This is a genomic window from Streptomyces sp. NPDC048659, assembly GCF_040650575.1.
GTDB lineage: Bacteria > Actinomycetota > Actinomycetes > Streptomycetales > Streptomycetaceae > Streptomyces.
Genome location: NZ_JBEZHM010000001.1, coordinates 83368 through 101284 on the forward strand (window position 1 = coordinate 83368; position 17917 = coordinate 101284).

Here is a 17917-nt window from a genome sequence, read left to right on the forward strand (position 1 = left end):
ATGGACTCCCATGCACGTACTCATACTCGGGGGAACGACCGAGGGCCGGGTCCTCGCCGGGCTGCTCCACGACGCGGCGGGCGCGACCGGCGCGACGGACGGGGCCGGGCCCCGCGTCACCAGCTCCCTCGCCGGGCGGGTCGCCGCGCCGCGCCTGCCGGCCGGCGAGGTGCGGGTCGGCGGCTTCGGCGGGGCGGCGGGGCTGGCCGACTGGATACGGCTCCACGGCGTGGACGCGGTCATCGACGCCACCCATCCCTTCGCCGAGCGGATCAGTTTCAACGCGGCCCGGGCGGCCGCCACCGCCCATGTTCCCCTGCTCGCGCTGCGCCGGCCCGGCTGGGTCCCGGGCGAGGGGGACGACTGGCACGAGGTGGGGTCGCTGGCGGAGGCCGCCGGGGCGCTCGGCGGGCTCGGCGGGCGGGTGTTCCTCACCACCGGGCGGATGGGGCTCGCGGCCTTCGCCGACCGGCCCGAGTGGTTCCTGGTCCGGTCCGTCGACGCGCCCGAGGCGCCGATGCCCGCCCGGACCGAAGTCCTCCTGGAACGCGGCCCGTTCACCCTGGAAGGGGAGCGGGAGCTGCTCGCCCGGCACCGGATCGACGTGCTGGTCACGAAGGACAGCGGCGGCGCGGCGACCGCCCCGAAGCTCGCCGCCGCCCGCGAGGCCGGGATCCCGGTCGTCGTCGTGCGGCGCCCGCCCGTCCCGGCGGGGGTCGCGGTGGCCGCGACACCGGAGGAGGCGGCCCGCTGGGCGCTGGACCTGGGGCGGGGGCCGGGCGTGGGTCCGGCTCCGGGCCCGGCCTCGGCCCCAGCCCCGGGCCCGCGGCCGGGCCCGGCCGGGCAGCGCGCGACAGACCCGGCGGCAGGTCCTTCAATGGAGGGATGAGTACCGTTCGATGGCTTGCCGCGGCGGGACTGACGGCGCTGCTCGGCGTCACGGCCGCCGGGCCCTCCCCGACACCCTCCCCGGCGCCCTCTCCGGCGCCCGAACCGCCCCCGGCGCAGCCGCCCCCGCAGCTCGACGACGCGGACGTGCGGCGGGCCGTCGACCGGCTGGACGGGGTCGTCGAGGCGGCCATGAAACGCACCGGCGTGCCCGGTGTGGCCGTCGCCGTCGTCCACGACGGGAAGGTCGTCAAGATCCAGGGGTACGGCGTGCGGAAGGCCGGCGAGAAGGCCGCCGTCGACGCCGACACCGTCTTCCAGCTGGCGTCCGTGTCGAAGCCGATCGCCTCCACGGTCGTCGCCGGTGCCGTCGGCGTCGAGGGCTGGGAGCGGCCCGTCGCCCCGGACGTGCCGGGCTTCGCGCTCAAGGACCCGTGGGTCACCTCGCACGTGACGGCCGCCGACCTGTTCTCGCACCGCAGCGGCCTGCCCGACCACGCGGGCGACCTCCTCGAAGACCTCGGCTACGACCGGGCGTACATCCTGTCCCACCTGCGCTACGAGCCCCTCGCCCCGTTCCGGGCGAGCTACGCCTACACCAACTTCGGCCTGACCGCCGCCGCGCAGGCCGTCGCGGACGAGAAGGGCGTGCCATGGGAGAAGCTGGCCGCCGACACCCTCTACAAGCCGGCCGGCATGGACCACACCAGCTCCCGCTTCCAGGACTTCGCCGACGCCCCCGACCGCGCCTACGGGCACGTGAAGGCCGCCGACGGCACCTGGAAGGCGCTCTACGTCCGCGACCCGGACGCCCAGTCCCCGGCGGGCGGCGTCAGCTCCACCGCCCGCGACATGGCGACCTGGCTGCGGCTCCAGCTCGGCGACGGCACGCTCGACGGGCGGCGGATCGTCGCCGCCGACGCCCTCCAGCGCACCCACTGGCCCGAGGCGATCTCCGGCCCGCCGCGCGCCCCGGCCGCCCGCACCGGCTTCTACGGGCTCGGCTGGAACGTGAGTTACGACGACGCGGGCCGGCTGCGCCTGTCGCACACCGGGGCGTTCGCCCAAGGCGCGCACACCAACGTCACGATGCTGCCCGGCGAGCAGCTCGGCATCGTCGTCCTCACCAACACCGCGCCGGTCGGCGTCGCCGACGCCGTCGCGCTCGACTTCTTCGACATCGCCGAGCACGGGAAGCCCAGCCGCGACTGGATCCCGCTCGTCGACCAGCTCTACCAGGCGGAGGCGGACGCGGGCCGCTCGAAGACCGACTACGCCCACCCCCCGTCGGACGCGGCCCCCGCCAGGCCCGCCGACACCCTCACGGGCGCCTACACCAGCGCCTACTACGGGCGCGCCGAGGTCGTCACGGCCCCCGACGGCGCCCTCACCCTCCGGCTGGGCCCGAAGCCGCAGTCGTACCGCCTGACGCACTACTCGGGCGACACGTACAGCTTCGAGACCAGGGGCGAGAACGCCGTCGGCCGCACCGGGGTCACGTTCACCCCGGACGGCCGGGCGTTCACCGTCGAGTACCTGAACGGCGAGGGGCTGGGCACCTTCGGCAGATAGCGGCGCTCCCTACCCGTAGCGGCGCGGCGTCCACGCGATCGTCCGGCCGTCGCCCCGCTCGGTCACCCGGGTCTGGGTGGAGCCGACGAGGAGGAGGGTGCGCATGTCGACCTCGGACGGGTCCAGGGTCTTCAGGGTCAGGATCCGTACCGACTGCTCCGGGCCGCCGACGTCGCGGGCGACGACCACCGGGGTGTCGGGCGCCCGCAGTTCGAGGAGGAGTTCGCGGGCGGCGGCGACCTGGTGGGTGCGGGACCTGGAGCCCGGGTTGTAGATCGCAAGGACCAGGTCGGCCTCGGCGGCGGCCCGCAGGCGCCCGGCGATGACGTCCCAGGGCTTGAGCCGGTCGGAGAGGGAGATCGTCGCGTAGTCGTGGCCGAGCGGCGCGCCCGCCGCGGCGGCGGCTGCGTTGGCGGCGGTCACGCCGGGCAGGACCCGGACCGGCACGTCGGCGTACCGCTCCTCGGACGCCACCTCCAGGACGGCGGTCGCCATGGCGAAGACCCCCGGGTCGCCGCCGGAGACGACCGCGACGCGGTGGCCGCGGCGGGCCAGGTCGAGGGCGAACTCGGCGCGCTCCGACTCGACCTTGTTGTCGGAGCCGTGCCGGAGCTGCCCGGCGCGCAGGACCGGGACCCGGTCGAGGTAGGTGGTGTAGCCGACGAGCACGTCGGCGTTGACGAGCGCGCCGCGCGACTCGGGCGTCAGCCAGGGCGCCCCGGCCGGCCCGGTGCCGACGACGACGACCTCGCCCCGCTCCCGTACCGGCGGCTTCGCGTCGACGCGGGAGGGCAGCACGGCGACCGAGAAGTACGGCACCGAGTCCGGGGCTATCCCGTCGAGGCGGCCGGTGCGCTCGCCCGCCATGAACGCGCGCTCCACGTACCGCGCGTCCTCAAGCCGGCCGGCCCGCTCCAGGGCCCGCTTCACGGTGGGGAAGGTGCGGCCCAGCTTCATCACGACCGCCGAGTCGGTGCCCGCGAGGCGGGCCGTCAGCTCGTCCTCCGGCAGCGTGCCGGGGACGATCGTCAGCACCTCCTCCGCCTCGCACAGCGGCTCGCCGAGCCGGGCGGCGGCGGCGCTCACGGAGGTGACGCCGGGGATGACGGTGGTGTCGTAGCGGCCGGCCAGCCGCTTGTGCATGTGCTGGTACGAGCCGTAGAACAGCGGGTCGCCCTCGGCGAGCACGGCGACCGTGCGGCCCGCGTCCAGGTGCGCGGCGAGCCGGGCCGCGGCCTCCTCGTAGAAGTCGTCGAGCGCGCCCCGGTAGCCGCCGGGGTGGTCGGTGGTCTCCACCGTGAGCGGGTACATCAGCCGCTCCTCGATGTGGTCCTCGCGCAGGTGCCCGGCGGCGATCGAGCGGGCGATGGACCGCCCGTGGCGGGCCGAGTGGTAGGCGACGACGTCCGCCGCCGCGATGGCCTTCACGGCGGCCACCGTCATCAGGTCCGGGTCGCCGGGCCCGAGCCCGACCCCGTACAGCTTTCCGGGCACGGCGGCCTCCGTGTTCACTGCCGTCACTGCTGGATCTCCGCTTCGTGCGCGAGGGCGTTGAGCGCCGCCGCGGTCATGGCGCTGCCGCCCCGGCGGCCCCGGACCACCAGGTACTCCAGGCCGAGGTCGTTGGCGGCGAGCGCGTCCTTGGACTCGGCGGCGCCGATGAAGCCGACCGGGATGCCGAGCACGGCGGCGGGCTTCCCGGCGCCCTTCGCGATCATCTCCAGGAGGTGGAAGAGCGCGGTCGGCGCGTTGCCGACGGCGACGACGGAGCCCTCCAGGCGGTCCCGCCACAGCTCCATCGCGGCGGCCGAGCGGGTGGTGCCCAGCTCGGCGGCGAGGCCCGGCACGGCCGGGTCGGACAGCGTGCAGACCACGTCGTTGTCGGCGGGCAGCCGCTTGCGGGTGACGCCGCTGGCGACCATCTGCGCGTCGCACAGGATCGGCGCGCCCGCGCGCAGGGCGGCGCGGGCGGCGGCGACGACGCCGGGGGAGTACGCGACGTCCCGGACCAGGTCGGTCATCCCGCAGGCGTGGATCATGCGTACGGCGACCGTGGCGACGTCGGCGGGCAGGCCCGCGAGGTCCGCCTCGGCGCGGATCGTGGCAAAGGAGCGGCGGTAGATCTCCGCGCCGTCCTTCTCGTACTCGTACATCCTGGTGTTCTCGCTCATCTCGTGGGTATCGCCGGGCCGCGGGCCGCCGCGACGGCTTCGGACAGGGAGGTACGGGGGGTGGGGGCGCCGTCGACGAGGTAGCCGCCGTCGGCGGTGGCGAGGACGTCGACCCAGGCACCGTGCGGGTGCCCGCAGCGGCGCTCGCAGCCCGAGTAGTGCACGGGCAGCGCGCCGCCCGGCGCGAGGGCGGCGTCCCGCCGCACGTCGGCGAGGGACTTGGCGCAGCCGGGGCGTCCGGCGCAGGCGCCGACGCCGGTGCCGGGCGCGTCGGGGCGGGTGATCAGGCCCGCCTCGGCCAGCGCGCCGAGCCGGGCGGGCGGGGCGGCGACGACCACGCCGCGCCAGGGCGTGAACCGCACCTCGGCGGCCGGGGCCAGCGCCCGCAGCCGGGCGGCGGTGAGCCGGCCGAGCGGGGCGAGCACGTAGAGGGCGTCCGGCCCGAGCGGCCCGGGGGCGGGCGGGGCGCCCTGCGGCAGCGGTACGGGACCGGGGACGGGCTCCGCCGCGATCCCGGCGTCCGCGAGGGCGCGGCCGAGCCCGTCGGCGAGCGCGGGCAGGCACCCCTCGGGCAGCTCCCGCACCCGCCAGGCACCGTTCCCGGCCCCCTCGGCGACCCGCAGGAAGACCCCGGCGGCGACGAGCGCGGCACGCGGGGCGTCGGCGGCGGAGACCCGCAGGGCCCGACCGCCGAGGAGCAGGAGCGCGCGGTCGCGGGCTCCGGTGTCCGCCCCCGCCCGCTCTGCGAGCAAGGTCACATCGCCGCCGAGCCCCGCGACGTCGCCCCGTCCGGAGTCCAGGACGAACAGGAAGCGGCCCGAGAGGGACGCCGTCCAGTCCTCCGCGCACAGCAGCGCGTCCAGCTCGCGCGTCCACAACTGCACGTCCGGGCCGCCGAGTCCGTCGAGGCCCGCGGTGGGCGAGGCGACGAGGTTGCGGATCCGCTCGTGGCCCGGCGAGGGCAGCAGGCCCGCGCGGTCGAGGAGCGCGGCCAGCTCGGCGCCGCAGCCCTCGCCCAGGCCGCGCAGCTCCGCGTTGCCGCGCGAGGTGATGCTGACCTCCCCGTCGCCGAGGGACTCGGCCGCGTCGGCCAGCGCCAGGAGCTGAGGCTCCGTCAGGCGCCCGCCGGGCAGCCGGAGTCGGGCGAGCCGCCCGTCGTCCGCCGGGTGGAGTCTGAGCGCACCCGGACAGGCGTCGCCGCGGTCCCGGACGAGAGGTCCGCCCGCTTCGGGCGAGGTGCGTGGGGTGGCCGACATGGCGGCGAGCATACCCACGGGCCGCCCCGCCCCCACCGGCCGCGAAGCCGCCGTGGCCGGGTGTGATCGGCCCGACCCCCGGGCCCCTCCCGGGGGGCTCCCCGACGATCTAGGGCCTGTCTGACAATTCCCGTCGGGTCCGGCCCGCCCGGCACGCACGCTCGCCGCACGGCCGAAACGCCCAAGTAGCTCCGCTACGAGGGCGCCCCGGCCGCACGCCGATCGCACGCACCGGACGACCCGGCCTGATCCGACGCGAATCGTCAGACAGGCCCTAGACCCTCAGGACCGACAGCTCCACCGGCGAGGGCGGCGCGAGTGCGGGCGGCTCGCGGCCCCGGGTCGCCTCCGCGGGGCCCTCGTCCACGGCCCAGTCCGCGCCCCCGCACCGGGCGTGCAGCAGCGCGGGCAGCAGCTCGCCGAAGGCGTGCGTCCGGGGCGGTACGACGGGGCCCGCGGCCCCCTCGTCGACCGGGTGGCCCGGGTCGCAGCCGGGCGCCGGGGCCCCGGCGGTCACCGGTCCCGGCGCGGGCGGGGACGTGGGCGCGAGGTCGCCGCGGAGCACGAGTCCCAGCGCCAGCGCCGCCAGCGCGGCGAGGGCCGCGAGCGCGCGTGCCGTGCGGGACATGCGGGGACCTTTCGGGGGCGGTGCGGGAGGGTGCCGGTGGGTGTGTCCCGAAATATTACGCAGGAGCCCGGCGCCGCCCTCGTAAATCGGTTCGCCGCTTCTCGGCCGCAGGTGCGATCCTGGATCCCGTATGTCTACTTCCTTCGCCGCCCTCCAGTCCGTCCTGGCCGAGGTCTCGCTGCGGGACTCCCACCGGCTCGGCCGCCGTCTCGAAGGCGCCCGCCGCATCCGCAAGCCCGAGGCCCGTGAGGCCGTCCTGGACGAGATCGCCGCCGAGGCCGGGAAGGCCAAGGAACGGGTCGACGCGCGCGCCGCGCGCGTGCCCGCGGTCACGTATCCGGAACAGCTGCCCGTCTCGCAGAAGAAGGACGAGATCCTGGAGGCGATACGCGACCACCAGGTCGTGATCGTCGCCGGTGAGACCGGCTCCGGCAAGACCACGCAGATCCCGAAGATCTGTCTGGAGCTGGGCCGGGGCGTCCGGGGTATGATCGGGCACACCCAGCCCCGCCGGATCGCCGCCCGCACGGTCGCCGAGCGCGTCGCGGAGGAGCTCCGCACCCCGCTGGGCGAGGCCGTCGGCTGGAAGGTGCGCTTCACCGACCAGGTGAACCCCGAGGGCACCTTCGTGAAGCTGATGACGGACGGCATCCTGCTCGCCGAGATCCAGACCGACCGCGAGCTGCGCGCCTACGACACGATCATCATCGACGAGGCCCACGAGCGGTCCCTCAACATCGACTTCCTGCTCGGCTACCTGGCCCAGCTGCTGCCGAAGCGCCCCGACCTCAAGGTCGTCATCACCTCCGCGACCATCGACCCCGAGCGCTTCTCCCGCCACTTCGGCGACGCGCCGATCGTCGAGGTCAGCGGGCGTACGTATCCGGTCGAGGTGCGCTACCGCCCGCTCTTGGAGGAGGACAGCGAGGAGGCCGACCGGGACCAGATCACGGCGATCTGCGACGCGGTCGACGAGCTCCAGGCCGAGGGCCCCGGCGACATCCTGGTCTTCCTCTCCGGCGAGCGGGAGATCCGCGACACCGCCGACGCGCTCATCAAGAAGCGGCTGCGGAACACCGAGGTGCTGCCGCTGTACGCGCGCCTGTCCCACGCCGAGCAGCACCGGGTCTTCCAGGCACACTCCGGCCGCCGGATCGTGCTGGCGACGAACGTGGCCGAGACCTCCCTGACCGTCCCCGGCATCAAGTACGTGATCGATCCGGGCACCGCCCGCGTCTCGCGCTACTCGCACCGCACCAAGGTCCAGCGGCTGCCGATCGAGCCGGTCAGCCAGGCCAGCGCCAACCAGCGCAAGGGCCGCTGCGGGCGCACCAGCGACGGCATCTGCGTCCGGCTGTACTCCGAGGACGACTTCCTCACCCGGCCGGAGTTCACCGACGCCGAGATCCTGCGCACCAACCTGGCCTCCGTCATCCTCCAGATGACCGCGGCCGGCCTCGGCGAGATCGAGAAGTTCCCCTTCATCGACCCGCCGGACCACCGCAACATCCGGGACGGCGTGCAGCTCCTCCAGGAGCTCGGCGCGCTGAACCCGAACGAGAAGGACCCGAAGAAGCGGCTCACCGAGCAGGGGCGCAAGCTCTCCCAGCTGCCCGTGGACCCGCGGCTGGCCCGGATGGTCCTGGAGGCCGACCGGAACGGCTGCGTCCGCGAGGTCATGGTGATCGCCGCCGCGCTCTCCATCCAGGACCCGCGCGAGCGGCCCGCCGAGAAGCAGGCGCAGGCCGACCAGCAGCACGCCCGCTTCAAGGACGAGACGAGCGACTTCCTCGCCTTCCTGAACCTGTGGCGCTACGTCCGCGAGCAGCAGAAGGAGCGCGGCTCCAGCTCGTTCCGCCGGATGTGCAAGCAGGAGTACCTGAACTTCCTGCGGATCCGGGAGTGGCAGGACATCTACGCCCAGCTGCGGACGGTCGCCAAGCAGATGGGGATACACCTCAACGAGGAGGACGCGCCCGAGCAGTCGGTCCACGTCTCCCTGCTGTCCGGGCTGCTCTCCCACATCGGCCTGAAGGACGTGAAGGAGTCCAAGGACGGCGGGAGCGGCGGCGGCCGGGACGGGAAGCGGGAGGGCTCCCGGAGCGAGTACGTGGGCGCCCGGAACGCCAAGTTCGCGATCTTCCCCGGTTCCGCGCTCTTCAAGAAGCCGCCGCGCTTCGTCATGTCCGCCGAGCTGGTGGAGACCTCGCGGCTGTGGGCGCGGGTGAACGCGCGCATCGAGCCCGAGTGGATCGAGCCGCTGGCCCAGCACCTCGTGAAGAAGACGTACAGCGAGCCGCACTGGGAGAAGGACCAGGCCGCGGTCATGGCCTTCGAGAAGGTGACGCTGTACGGCGTGCCGATCGTCGCCGACCGCAAGGTGAACTACGGCCGGATCGACCCCGAGGTCTCCCGCGAGCTGTTCATCCGCAACGCGCTGGTCGAGGGCGACTGGCGCACCCACCACAAGTTCTTCGCCGACAACCGCAAGCTGCTCACCGAGGTCGAGGAGCTGGAGCACCGGGCGCGGCGCCGGGACATCCTCGTCGACGACGAGACGCTCTTCGACTTCTACGACAAGCGGGTGCCCGAGCACGTCGTCTCGGGCGCGCACTTCGACTCGTGGTGGAAGCACAAGCGCCACGAGGAGCCGGAGTTCCTCGACTTCGAGCGCGAGATGCTCATCAACGAGAAGGCGGGGGCGGTCACCAAGGACGACTACCCGGACTCGTGGCGGCAGGGCGCGCTGAAGTTCCGGGTGACGTACCAGTTCGAGCCGGGCGCGGACGCGGACGGCGTGACCGTGCACATGCCGCTCCAGGTGCTGAACCAGGTGACCGACGAGGGCTTCGAGTGGCAGATCCCGGGGCTGCGCGAGGAGGTCGTCACGGAGCTGATCCGGTCCCTCCCCAAGCCGATCCGCCGCCACTACGTGCCGGCGCCGAACTTCGCCTCCCGCTTCCTGGACGCGGTCGTGCCCGTCCAGGAGCCGCTGACGACGGCGATGGCCCGCGAGCTCCAGCGGATGGTCGGCGTCCCGCTGACCGCCGAGGACTTCGACTGGGCGAAGCTGCCCGATCACCTGAAGATCACCTTCCGGATCGTCGACGAGCGGCGCCGCAAGCTGGCCGAGGACAAGGACCTGGAGGCGCTGAAGCTGGCGCTGCGCCCCAAGGCCCGTCAGGCGCTCTCCAAGGCCGCCGCGGCGGCGACGGGCGGCCCGGACGGCTCCGGGCCCTCCCTGGAGCGCTCAGGGCTCAAGGAGTGGACGATCGGGACGCTCACGAAGGTCTTCGAGACCCGGCGGGCCGGCCAGCCGGTGAAGGCGTACCCGGCGCTGGTCGACGAGGGCGACAGCGTGGCCGTGCGGCTCTTCGACACGGAGGCCGAGCAGCAGCTCGCGATGTGGCGGGGCACCCGGAAGCTGATCATGCTGAACATCCCGGTGAACCCGGCGAAGTTCGCCTCGGATCGGCTGACCAACCAGCAGAAGCTCGCCCTGTCGGCGAATCCGCACGGCTCGGTGCAGGCGCTCTTCGAGGACTGCGCGACCGCGGCGGCCGACAAGCTGATCGCGGACCACGGCGGGCCGGCCTGGGACGAGGAGTCCTTCCGGAAGCTGTACGACAAGGTGCGCGCCGATCTGGTGGACACGACCGTGCGGACCGTGGGCCAGGTGCAGCAGATCCTGGCGGCCTGGCAGGCGTGCCAGCGGCGGCTCAAGTCGACGAACAGCCTGGCGCTGATCAACAACCTGACCGACGTGCGCGAGCAGCTGGCCTGGCTGGTGCCGGCCGGGTTCGTCACCCGTACGGGGCTGAAGCGGCTGCCCGACCTGATGCGCTACCTGGTGGCGGTGGACCGCAGGCTCCAGCAGATGCCGACCGGGGTCCAGCGGGACACCACCCGGATGGAGAAGGTCCACGAGATGCTCGACGAGTACGCGTGGCTGCTCGAACAGCTCCCGAAGGGCCGTCCGGTGCCGACGGAGGTCACGGACATCCGCTGGATGATCGAGGAGCTGCGGGTGAGCTACTTCGCGCACGCGCTGGGCACGGCGTACCCGATCTCGGACAAGCGGATCGTGAAGGCGATCGACGCCGCGGCCCCGTGACAGGCCGGTTCGACCGCACCCCCTGACCTGCTGTAGAGTCTGTCTCGCAGCCGCTCAAGAGAGGCTGTGAGCAAGGCTCTGTGGAGCAGTTGGTTAGCTCGCCACCCTGTCAAGGTGGAGGTCGCGGGTTCAAGTCCCGTCAGAGTCGCCAGTGAAGAAGGCCCGCACCGATCGGTGCGGGCCTTCTTGCGTTCCCGGCGCCGAGGGACCAAGGTCCCGGCAAGGGGTGACCAACGGAGCGTCGGCGGGGCGCCCGGAGGTGGAAGGCTTGTTCTGTGGCAAGAGTCTGACGATGTGACGGGTGTCACTCAATCCGTTTTCGAAAGCGCTTCACTTACGCCCTGCCTACATGCCTCGAATTTAATATGTGCAATTGCACGGCCCAGACGAGGCCGGCGACGGACACAAAAAAGATCGCGCTGAACCCGGCGGAGTCCAGCGCGATCGATGACGGAGAGCCTGTTGGGGCAGGCGACGCGTCAGCAGAGCTTGGGGTGGGCGGACCGGGTTGGGGGACCCGGAACGTGCCCGGTGGTGCGGGTATTACGGGGTGTTGCTTGAATCGCGAGCGCCTCAGGCTTCGCTGCGCTGCTGCGGAATGCCCGCCAGCAGGGCGCGAACCTCGGCCTCGCGGTACCGGCGGTGCCCACCCAGGGTGCGGATGGACGTGAGCTTGCCCGCCTTCGCCCAACGGGTCACCGTCTTCGGGTCCACGCGGAACATCGTGGCAACCTCGGCGGGGGTCAGCAGCGGCTCGGCATCAGGGGTGCGAGCGGTCATGAGCGGCCTCCTCGGGAGAACCGAACCTTCTCGGTTCTTTCCTCTAAATTCTGCACCTTGACCCGCGTTGCCCGAAATGGCAGAAGCGGGCCGAGTCGGTTATAGGACGAACGGCTTGTCCTCGGCACTACAACTACACCATCCGTCCAGCCACGTCGGCCAAACCGATGGAATTGCCCTCGCAGGTGTTCATCAGCGGCGGAAGTCGATGGACCATGCCATAACGGACAGTCACGCCACTGTGACGATCAGTCACAGAGCGATCAGGAGTCCTCAGACCCCCCATAGAGTGCAATGTCGAGCATTCCGCCCTTACTTGGGCGGAAGGAACCCTCCCCGGACTCCTTGTCCTATTTTGACACGAGGGTGGGTGATGGGCGCAAGGGTGCGGTAAGTGCTATCCGTCACCCTTGAGCCAAAGGCCCGGATCGGGACCTACGTCCTGCCCCATCCGACCCAACGACCCCACACGTACCGACCTAGGACCCGAACAAGCGTCCACCGATGAAGATCATCGACACCGGATGGACCCATTATGTCGATAACCGGGACAGTGGTCGGTTTCGAGTAGGTCACAAACCGGCCACGGGGCCGATTCGTGCCGGATTCCGGCTCAGTTCGCGAACTGGAGATCCCGGACCGCCCGCCAGCGCTCCGCCAGCCGCCCGTACACCTCCCGCGCCAGCTCCTCGTCGCCGTCCCGCAGCGCCGCGATCCCCTCCGCCAGGTCCGCCGCCGTCCGGTCCGCCGCCATCGCCGCCGGCGCCAGCGCGTGCACCAGGCCCCCGTAGTCGAGCTCCACCACCGCCCTCGGGTGGAACTCCTCCAGCCAGCGCCCCACCTCGGTCAGACCCTCCGTCATGGCGCCCTCCTCGACCGCCCCCCGCAGCGCCCGCAGCGCCCGCGCCAGCCGCCGCCGCGCCTGCGCCATCGGCGTCCGGTAGCGCAGCACCGCAGGGCGCTCCCGGTCCCCCGGCCCGTACTCTCGCTCCTCGTCCGAGAAGAGCGCGAACCAGCGCAGCGGCACGTGCCAGACCGCGCCCCGGATCCACGGCCGCGCGTCCGGATTCCGCTCCCGCCACCGCTCGTGCTCCGCCGCCACCCGCGCCCGCGCCTCCGGCGGCACCATCGCGTCCAGCACCGGCGCCGGCAGCGTCCCCGCCACCAGCTCCTCCAGGGCCAGCAGACCGCGCAGCCGGGTCCGCCAGGGGCAGACCAGGACCGCGCCCTCCACGGTCAGCACGAAGGCGTCCGCGCTCTCCCGCGCGGGCACCGGGACGGGCGGCACCCGCACCAAGTCCGCCAGCGAGCGGCGCAGTTCCCGCTGGGCGTCCGGGAGGTCCGTACGGGCCGCGTAGCGCGCCCAGTGGGACCGCTCCGGCTCCGGGAACGCCGCCAGCGGCTCGTACACCCTCAGATAGGCGGCGTACGGAACCCGCACCGAGGACAGGGCGGACGAGTCCGTCATGTCGCAAATCCTTCCACGTAGGTACTCCTGAAGGGGTGATCCTCAGCACTGCGCCCCTGCTACGGCCAGGTAGGACTTACCCTCGTGCCGACCTGGTCCCACCCCCACCCGCAGGGGGGACCTTCCGCCGCATCAGCTTGGGAGTCACCACCGTGACCGATGTGACCGGCGTTCCTGATGTACTGCACACCCTGTTCCACTCGGAACAGGGCGGCCACGAACACGTCGTGCTGTGCCAGGACCGCGCCACCGGCCTCAAGGCCGTCATCGCCCTCCACAACACCGCCCTGGGCCCGGCCCTCGGGGGCACCCGCTTCTACCCGTACGCCACCGAGGCGGAGGCCGTCGCCGACGCGCTGAACCTCGCCCGCGGCATGTCGTACAAGAACGCCATGGCCGGGCTCGACCACGGCGGCGGCAAGGCCGTGATCATCGGCGACCCCGAGACGGTCAAGACCGAGGAACTGCTGCTCGCCTACGGGCGCTTCGTGGCCTCCCTCGGCGGACGGTACGTGACGGCCTGCGACGTCGGCACCTACGTGGCCGACATGGACGTGGTGGCCCGCACCAACCGGTGGACCACCGGCCGCTCCCCCGAGAACGGCGGCGCCGGCGACTCCTCTGTCCTCACCGCCTTCGGCGTCTTCCAGGGCATGCGCGCCTCCGCGCAGGTCCTCTGGGGCGACCCCACCCTGCGGGGCCGCAAGGTCGGCGTGGCCGGCGTCGGCAAGGTCGGCCACTACCTGGTCGAGCACCTGGTCGCCGACGGGGCCGAGGTCGTCGTCACCGACGTCCGCGAGGAGTCGGTGCGCCGGATCACCGAGAAGTTCCCCCAGGTCTCCGTGGCCGCCGACACCGACGCGCTGATCCGCACCGAGGGCCTGGACGTCTACGCCCCCTGCGCGCTCGGCGGGGCGCTGAACGACGCCACCGTGCCCGTGCTGACCGCGAAGATCGTCTGCGGCGCGGCCAACAACCAGCTCGCGCACCCCGGTGTCGAGAAGGACCTCTCCGAGCGCGGCATCCTCTACGCGCCCGACTACGTGGTCAACGCCGGCGGCGTGATCCAGGTCGCCGACGAGCTGCACGGCTTCGACTTCGACCGCTGCAAGGCCAAGGCGACGAAGATCTTCGACACCACCCTCGAAATCTTCGCACGTGCGAAGTCCGACGGGATTCCGCCGGCCGCGGCGGCCGACCGGATCGCCGAACAGCGCATGGCGGACGCGCGCCGCGCCTGACCCTCGCCGGGACCGGCCCGCCGACGGGGAGCGTTCCCGGACACATTCGGGAGACTTCGCTCACGCCGATCGGCGGGTCGCCCCTCAAGAAGGGGTTAAAATCGCGACTGACCAGCGAGGACGGGGCGCCTCGGTGGTTCTGTACCGAGGTATGTGATGCGCACGGCGTACCGTAGACCGACGGAAACAGGTACCGTTGAAGCCCTACGGACCGGTCTCTCATTCGAGAGTCCGTTCCGGATCATGAACGCGTGTCAAGACTCTGGGGCCGTCGAGCCCCGTCACCGAGGGGGTCGAGCCATGGGGCGCGGCCGGGCAAAGGCCAAGCAGACGAAGGTCGCCCGCCAGCTGAAGTACAGCAGCGGCGGGACTGACCTGTCGCGTCTGGCCAATGAGCTGGGCGCATCGACCTCGAATCAGCCGCCGAATGGCGAGCCGTTCGAGGACGACGACGACGAGGAAGACGACCCGTACGCGCAGTACGCGGATCTCTACAACACGGACGACGAGGACGAGGACGACGAGTCCGGTCCGGCGTCCACTCAGCGTCGCGCTTGACCTTCTGAACATCGCAGCCCGGTCCGGGGTACCCCGGACCGGGTTTTGCGCTGTCCGGGTGCCGTAGCGGGCCGCCCTTCGGCGGAAACGACGAAGGGGCGCCCCCTGGGGAGGCGCCCCTTCGTAGGTTTCGCCACTCGACTGTGGCTCGCCGGCTTCCCGCGCGGTCCTACTTCGCGTAGTCGCCGACCAGCTCGGCGCCGGTCTCCTTGTCGCCGCGCTCGGTGATCTCACCGGCCACCCAGGACTCGACGCCCCGGTCGGCCAGCGTGGTGAGGGCGGCGTCCACCGACTCGGCGGGGACGACGGCCATCATGCCGACGCCCATGTTCAGGGTCTTCTCCAGCTCCAGGCGCTCCACCTGCCCGGCCCTGCCGACCAGGTCGAAGATCGCGCCGGGGGTCCAGGTCGAGCGGTCCACGGTGGCGTGCAGGCCGTCCGGGATCACCCGCGCCAGGTTGGCGGCCAGGCCGCCGCCCGTGATGTGGCTGAAGGCGTGCACCTCGGTGGTCCGGGTGAGCGCCAGGCAGTCCAGCGAGTAGATCTTGGTGGGCTCCAGGAGCTCCTCGCCCAGCGTGCGGCCGAGCTCCTCGACCCGCTGGTCCAGGGTCATGCCGGCGCGGTCGAAGACCACGTGGCGGACGAGCGAGTACCCGTTGGAGTGAAGACCGGAGGAGGCCATCGCGATGACCGCGTCACCCGTACGGATGCGATCCGGGCCGAGCAGCAGGTCGTGCTCGACGACACCGGTGCCGGCGCCGGCCACGTCGAAGTCGTCCGGGCCGAGCAGGCCCGGGTGCTCCGCCGTCTCGCCGCCGACCAGGGCGCAGCCCGCGAGGACACAGCCCTCGGCGATGCCCTTGACGATGGCCGCGACCCGCTCGGGGTGCACCTTGCCGACGCAGATGTAGTCGGTCATGAAGAGCGGCTCGGCGCCGCAGACGACGATGTCGTCCATGACCATGGCGACCAGGTCGTGGCCGATGGTGTCGTACACGCCGAGCTGGCGGGCGATGTCGACCTTCGTGCCGACGCCGTCGGTCGCCGAGGCGAGCAGCGGGCGCTCGTAGCGCTTGAGGGCGGAGGCGTCGAAGAGCCCGGCGAAGCCGCCGAGGCCGCCGAGGACCTCGGGGCGCCGGGTCTTCTTGACCCACTCCTTCATGAGCTCGACGGCGCGGTCGCCCGCTTCGATGTCGACGCCCGCGCTCGCGTAGCTGGCACCGGTGGCCTGAGACATGGCTTCAGAACTTTCGTGTCGTACTGCGGGGGCGCAGCGGGGTCTTACGGGCGTGACGCGCTTACGGGCGGCGGAGGGCGTCCGCGGCCGCGGTGGCCGCCGGACCCGCGGCCAGCTCGGTCTCCAGGAGCTGCTTGCCGAGCAGCTCGGGGTCCGGAAGCTCCATCGGGTACTCGCCGTCGAAGCAGGCACGGCAGAGGTTCGGCTTCTGGATCGTGGTCGCCTCGATCATCCCCTCCAGGGAGATGTACGAGAGCGAGTCCGCGCCCAGCGACTTGCCGATCTCCTCGACGGTCATCCCGTTGGCGATCAGCTCCGCGCGGGTGGCGAAGTCGATGCCGAAGAAGCAGGGCCACTTGACCGGCGGCGAGGAGATCCGGATGTGGACCTCGGCCGCGCCGGCCTCGCGGAGCATCCGGACCAGCGCGCGCTGGGTGTTGCCGCGGACGATCGAGTCGTCGACGACCACGAGCTTCTTCCCCTTGATGACTTCCTTGAGGGGGTTCAGCTTCAGCCGGATGCCCAGCTGGCGGATGGTCTGGGAGGGCTGGATGAAGGTCCGGCCGACGTAGGCGTTCTTGACCAGGCCGGCGCCGAACGGGATGCCGGACGCCTCCGCGTAGCCGATGGCGGCCGGGGTGCCCGACTCCGGCGTCGCTATCACCAGGTCGGCCTCGACGGGCGCCTCCTTGGCCAGCTTGCGGCCCATCTCCACGCGGGAGAGGTACACGTTGCGCCCGGCGATGTCGGTGTCGGGGCGGGCCAGGTAGACGTACTCGAAGACACAGCCCTTGGGCTTCGCTTCTGCGAATCGCGAGGTGCGGATGCCGTTCTCGTCGATGGCGACGAGCTCGCCCGGCTCGACCTCGCGGACGAAGGTCGCGCCGCAGATGTCGAGGGCGGCGGACTCCGAGGCGACGACCCAGCCGCGCTCCAGCCGGCCGAGGACCAGCGGGCGGATGCCCTGCGGGTCACGGGCGGCGTAGAGCGTGTGCTCGTCCATGAAGACGAGGGAGAAGGCGCCCCGGACCTCGGGGAGGACCTTCGCGGCGGCCTGCTCGATGGTGAGCGGCTTGCCGTCCTCGTCCGACTGGCCCGCGAGGAGCGCGGTGACCAGATCGGTGTCGTTGGTGGCGGCGACCTGAGTGGACCGGCCCTCCCGCTTGGGGAGTTCGGCGACCATCTCGGCGAGCTTCGCCGTGTTCACCAGGTTGCCGTTGTGGCCGAGCGCGATCGAGCCGTGGGCGGTCGCCCGGAACGTCGGCTGCGCGTTCTCCCACACGGAGGCCCCGGTGGTCGAGTAGCGGGCGTGACCGACCGCGATATGACCTTGGAGGGAACCGAGAGAGGTCTCGTCGAAGACCTGGGACACGAGGCCCATGTCCTTGAAGACGAGGATCTGGGAGCCGTTGCTTACCGCGATTCCCGCGGATTCCTGACCCCGATGCTGGAGGGCGTAGAGCCCGAAGTACGTGAGCTTTGCGACCTCTTCACCCGGAGCCCAGACACCGAAGACGCCACACGCGTCCTGGGGGCCTTTCTCGCCGGGGAGCAGATCGTGATTGAGTCGACCGTCACCACGTGGCACGGCTCCGAGTGTAGGCGAGATCGCCGATCGGTCCGAACTCGCGAACGGGCCGTGGTAGGCCCCCCTTCTCGCTCGTGCGATCGCACGAACTGATCCTTGGATCCTTGTCGGAGCCCACAAAGCAAGGGCCGTAAGGGTTACCAGCCGGTAGCCGGTGGCGGGACCCCGCCCGACGGGCGCCCGTACGGGACGGGGCGGACGGTCGGGATGTGACGGAGTCCACGGTGCGGGACGGTCGTTGACACCCCCCGAGGCCCTCCGCCAGGCTTTCTGATCATGCAGCCTTCCCGTGACCGCTCGGTCACGCTCGTGGCGCGCCGGCACGTGGACCTGGTCCGTGTCGCGAGCGCGATCTGTCGCTGCGCCTGAACCTCCCCCTCGCCGCACCCCGCCTCCGGGAACCCCGCGCCTCCGGG

The 17917-nt window shown here is 72.2% G+C and carries 14 protein-coding genes and 1 tRNA gene; 7 read left to right on the plus strand and 8 right to left on the minus strand.

What is annotated here, in order from left to right; all coding sequences use genetic code 11:
• Positions 1-10 precede the first annotated feature (10 nt).
• Together AB0C99_RS00390 and AB0C99_RS00395 are read left to right on the plus strand one after the other, a co-directional pair.
• The gene (locus tag AB0C99_RS00390; RefSeq protein WP_362467677.1) at positions 11-889 is read left to right on the plus strand and encodes a cobalt-precorrin-6A reductase; all 879 of its coding nucleotides are present in this window, start codon (positions 11-13) and stop codon (positions 887-889) included.
• Positions 886-2460 carry a serine hydrolase gene (locus AB0C99_RS00395; protein ID WP_362467679.1) on the plus strand — a complete coding sequence of 525 codons (1575 nt, stop codon included), beginning with the start codon at positions 886-888 and terminating at the stop codon, positions 2458-2460. Before AB0C99_RS00390 ends, AB0C99_RS00395 begins: the two co-directional genes overlap by 4 nt.
• Positions 2461-2469: 9 nt before the next feature.
• Here the strand turns inward: AB0C99_RS00395 and cobJ are convergent, their stop codons facing one another.
• The 4 genes from cobJ to AB0C99_RS00415 all read right to left on the minus strand — a co-directional run bounded on the left by cobJ (position 2470) and on the right by AB0C99_RS00415 (position 6515).
• On the minus strand, positions 2470-3972 hold the full coding sequence (gene cobJ / locus AB0C99_RS00400) for a precorrin-3B C(17)-methyltransferase (RefSeq protein ID WP_362468090.1): 1503 nt from the start codon (positions 3970-3972) through the stop codon (positions 2470-2472).
• A 5-nt stretch (positions 3973-3977) separates the two neighbouring features.
• A complete protein-coding gene (locus AB0C99_RS00405; RefSeq protein ID WP_362468092.1) occupies positions 3978-4613 on the minus strand; it encodes a precorrin-8X methylmutase in 636 nt (211 codons plus the stop codon).
• A 14-nt stretch (positions 4614-4627) separates the two neighbouring features.
• On the minus strand, positions 4628-5899 hold the full coding sequence (locus AB0C99_RS00410) for a cobalamin biosynthesis protein CobG (RefSeq protein ID WP_362468094.1): 1272 nt from the start codon (positions 5897-5899) through the stop codon (positions 4628-4630).
• A gap of 262 nt (positions 5900-6161) precedes the next feature.
• Positions 6162-6515, minus strand: a complete 354-nt coding sequence (locus tag AB0C99_RS00415; RefSeq protein WP_362467681.1) for a hypothetical protein — start codon at positions 6513-6515, stop codon at positions 6162-6164.
• A gap of 130 nt (positions 6516-6645) precedes the next feature.
• Between AB0C99_RS00415 and hrpA the strand changes: the two genes are divergently transcribed.
• Both hrpA and AB0C99_RS00425 read left to right on the plus strand, forming a co-directional pair.
• Entirely contained in the window at positions 6646-10629 is a 3984-nt protein-coding gene (gene hrpA, locus AB0C99_RS00420) for an ATP-dependent RNA helicase HrpA (protein WP_362467683.1), read from the plus strand.
• 74 nt (positions 10630-10703) lie between these two features.
• Positions 10704-10780 (plus strand) — tRNA-Asp (locus AB0C99_RS00425).
• Between the two features lie 422 nt (positions 10781-11202).
• On the opposite strand, the gene bldC is transcribed toward AB0C99_RS00425, so the two are convergent.
• Positions 11203-11409 carry a developmental transcriptional regulator BldC gene (bldC, locus tag AB0C99_RS00430; RefSeq protein ID WP_003949541.1) on the minus strand — a complete coding sequence of 69 codons (207 nt, stop codon included), beginning with the start codon at positions 11407-11409 and terminating at the stop codon, positions 11203-11205.
• A 613-nt stretch (positions 11410-12022) separates the two neighbouring features.
• Positions 12023-12877, minus strand: coding sequence for a hypothetical protein (locus AB0C99_RS00435; protein ID WP_362467685.1), 855 nt, complete (start codon positions 12875-12877; stop codon positions 12023-12025).
• A gap of 152 nt (positions 12878-13029) precedes the next feature.
• Here AB0C99_RS00435 and AB0C99_RS00440 point away from each other — a divergent pair, with 152 nt between their 5' ends.
• Positions 13030-14118 carry a Glu/Leu/Phe/Val dehydrogenase dimerization domain-containing protein gene (locus tag AB0C99_RS00440; RefSeq protein WP_362467687.1) on the plus strand — a complete coding sequence of 363 codons (1089 nt, stop codon included), beginning with the start codon at positions 13030-13032 and terminating at the stop codon, positions 14116-14118.
• 300 nt (positions 14119-14418) lie between these two features.
• Positions 14419-14676 carry a DUF3073 domain-containing protein gene (locus AB0C99_RS00445; protein ID WP_351657838.1) on the plus strand — a complete coding sequence of 86 codons (258 nt, stop codon included), beginning with the start codon at positions 14419-14421 and terminating at the stop codon, positions 14674-14676.
• Between the two features lie 169 nt (positions 14677-14845).
• Here AB0C99_RS00445 and purM read toward each other — a convergent pair whose 3' ends face one another.
• Both purM and purF read right to left on the minus strand, forming a co-directional pair.
• Positions 14846-15913 carry a phosphoribosylformylglycinamidine cyclo-ligase gene (gene purM, locus AB0C99_RS00450; protein ID WP_362467689.1) on the minus strand — a complete coding sequence of 356 codons (1068 nt, stop codon included), beginning with the start codon at positions 15911-15913 and terminating at the stop codon, positions 14846-14848.
• Positions 15914-15974: 61 nt separating this feature from the next.
• Positions 15975-17501 (minus strand): amidophosphoribosyltransferase, encoded by a 1527-nt coding sequence (purF, locus tag AB0C99_RS00455; protein ID WP_362467691.1) that lies wholly within the window; start codon positions 17499-17501, stop codon positions 15975-15977.
• A gap of 276 nt (positions 17502-17777) precedes the next feature.
• Here purF and AB0C99_RS00460 point away from each other — a divergent pair, with 276 nt between their 5' ends.
• Positions 17778-17870, plus strand: a complete 93-nt coding sequence (locus AB0C99_RS00460; protein ID WP_362467692.1) for a putative leader peptide — start codon at positions 17778-17780, stop codon at positions 17868-17870.
• Positions 17871-17917 lie beyond the last annotated feature (47 nt).

Coding starts and splice junctions, on each gene's coding strand:
- AB0C99_RS00390 (WP_362467677.1), top strand. CDS start 11: ATGCACGTACTCATACTCGGGGGAACGACCGAGGGCCGGGTCCTCGCC.
- AB0C99_RS00415 (WP_362467681.1), bottom strand. CDS start 6,515: ATGTCCCGCACGGCACGCGCGCTCGCGGCCCTCGCCGCGCTGGCGGCG.
- AB0C99_RS00405 (WP_362468092.1), bottom strand. CDS start 4,613: ATGTACGAGTACGAGAAGGACGGCGCGGAGATCTACCGCCGCTCCTTT.
- AB0C99_RS00435 (WP_362467685.1), bottom strand. CDS start 12,877: ATGACGGACTCGTCCGCCCTGTCCTCGGTGCGGGTTCCGTACGCCGCC.
- AB0C99_RS00460 (WP_362467692.1), top strand. CDS start 17,778: ATGCAGCCTTCCCGTGACCGCTCGGTCACGCTCGTGGCGCGCCGGCAC.
- AB0C99_RS00395 (WP_362467679.1), top strand. CDS start 886: ATGAGTACCGTTCGATGGCTTGCCGCGGCGGGACTGACGGCGCTGCTC.
- AB0C99_RS00445 (WP_351657838.1), top strand. CDS start 14,419: ATGGGGCGCGGCCGGGCAAAGGCCAAGCAGACGAAGGTCGCCCGCCAG.
- bldC (WP_003949541.1), bottom strand. CDS start 11,409: ATGACCGCTCGCACCCCTGATGCCGAGCCGCTGCTGACCCCCGCCGAG.
- hrpA (WP_362467683.1), top strand. CDS start 6,646: ATGTCTACTTCCTTCGCCGCCCTCCAGTCCGTCCTGGCCGAGGTCTCG.
- purM (WP_362467689.1), bottom strand. CDS start 15,913: ATGTCTCAGGCCACCGGTGCCAGCTACGCGAGCGCGGGCGTCGACATC.
- AB0C99_RS00410 (WP_362468094.1), bottom strand. CDS start 5,899: ATGCTCGCCGCCATGTCGGCCACCCCACGCACCTCGCCCGAAGCGGGC.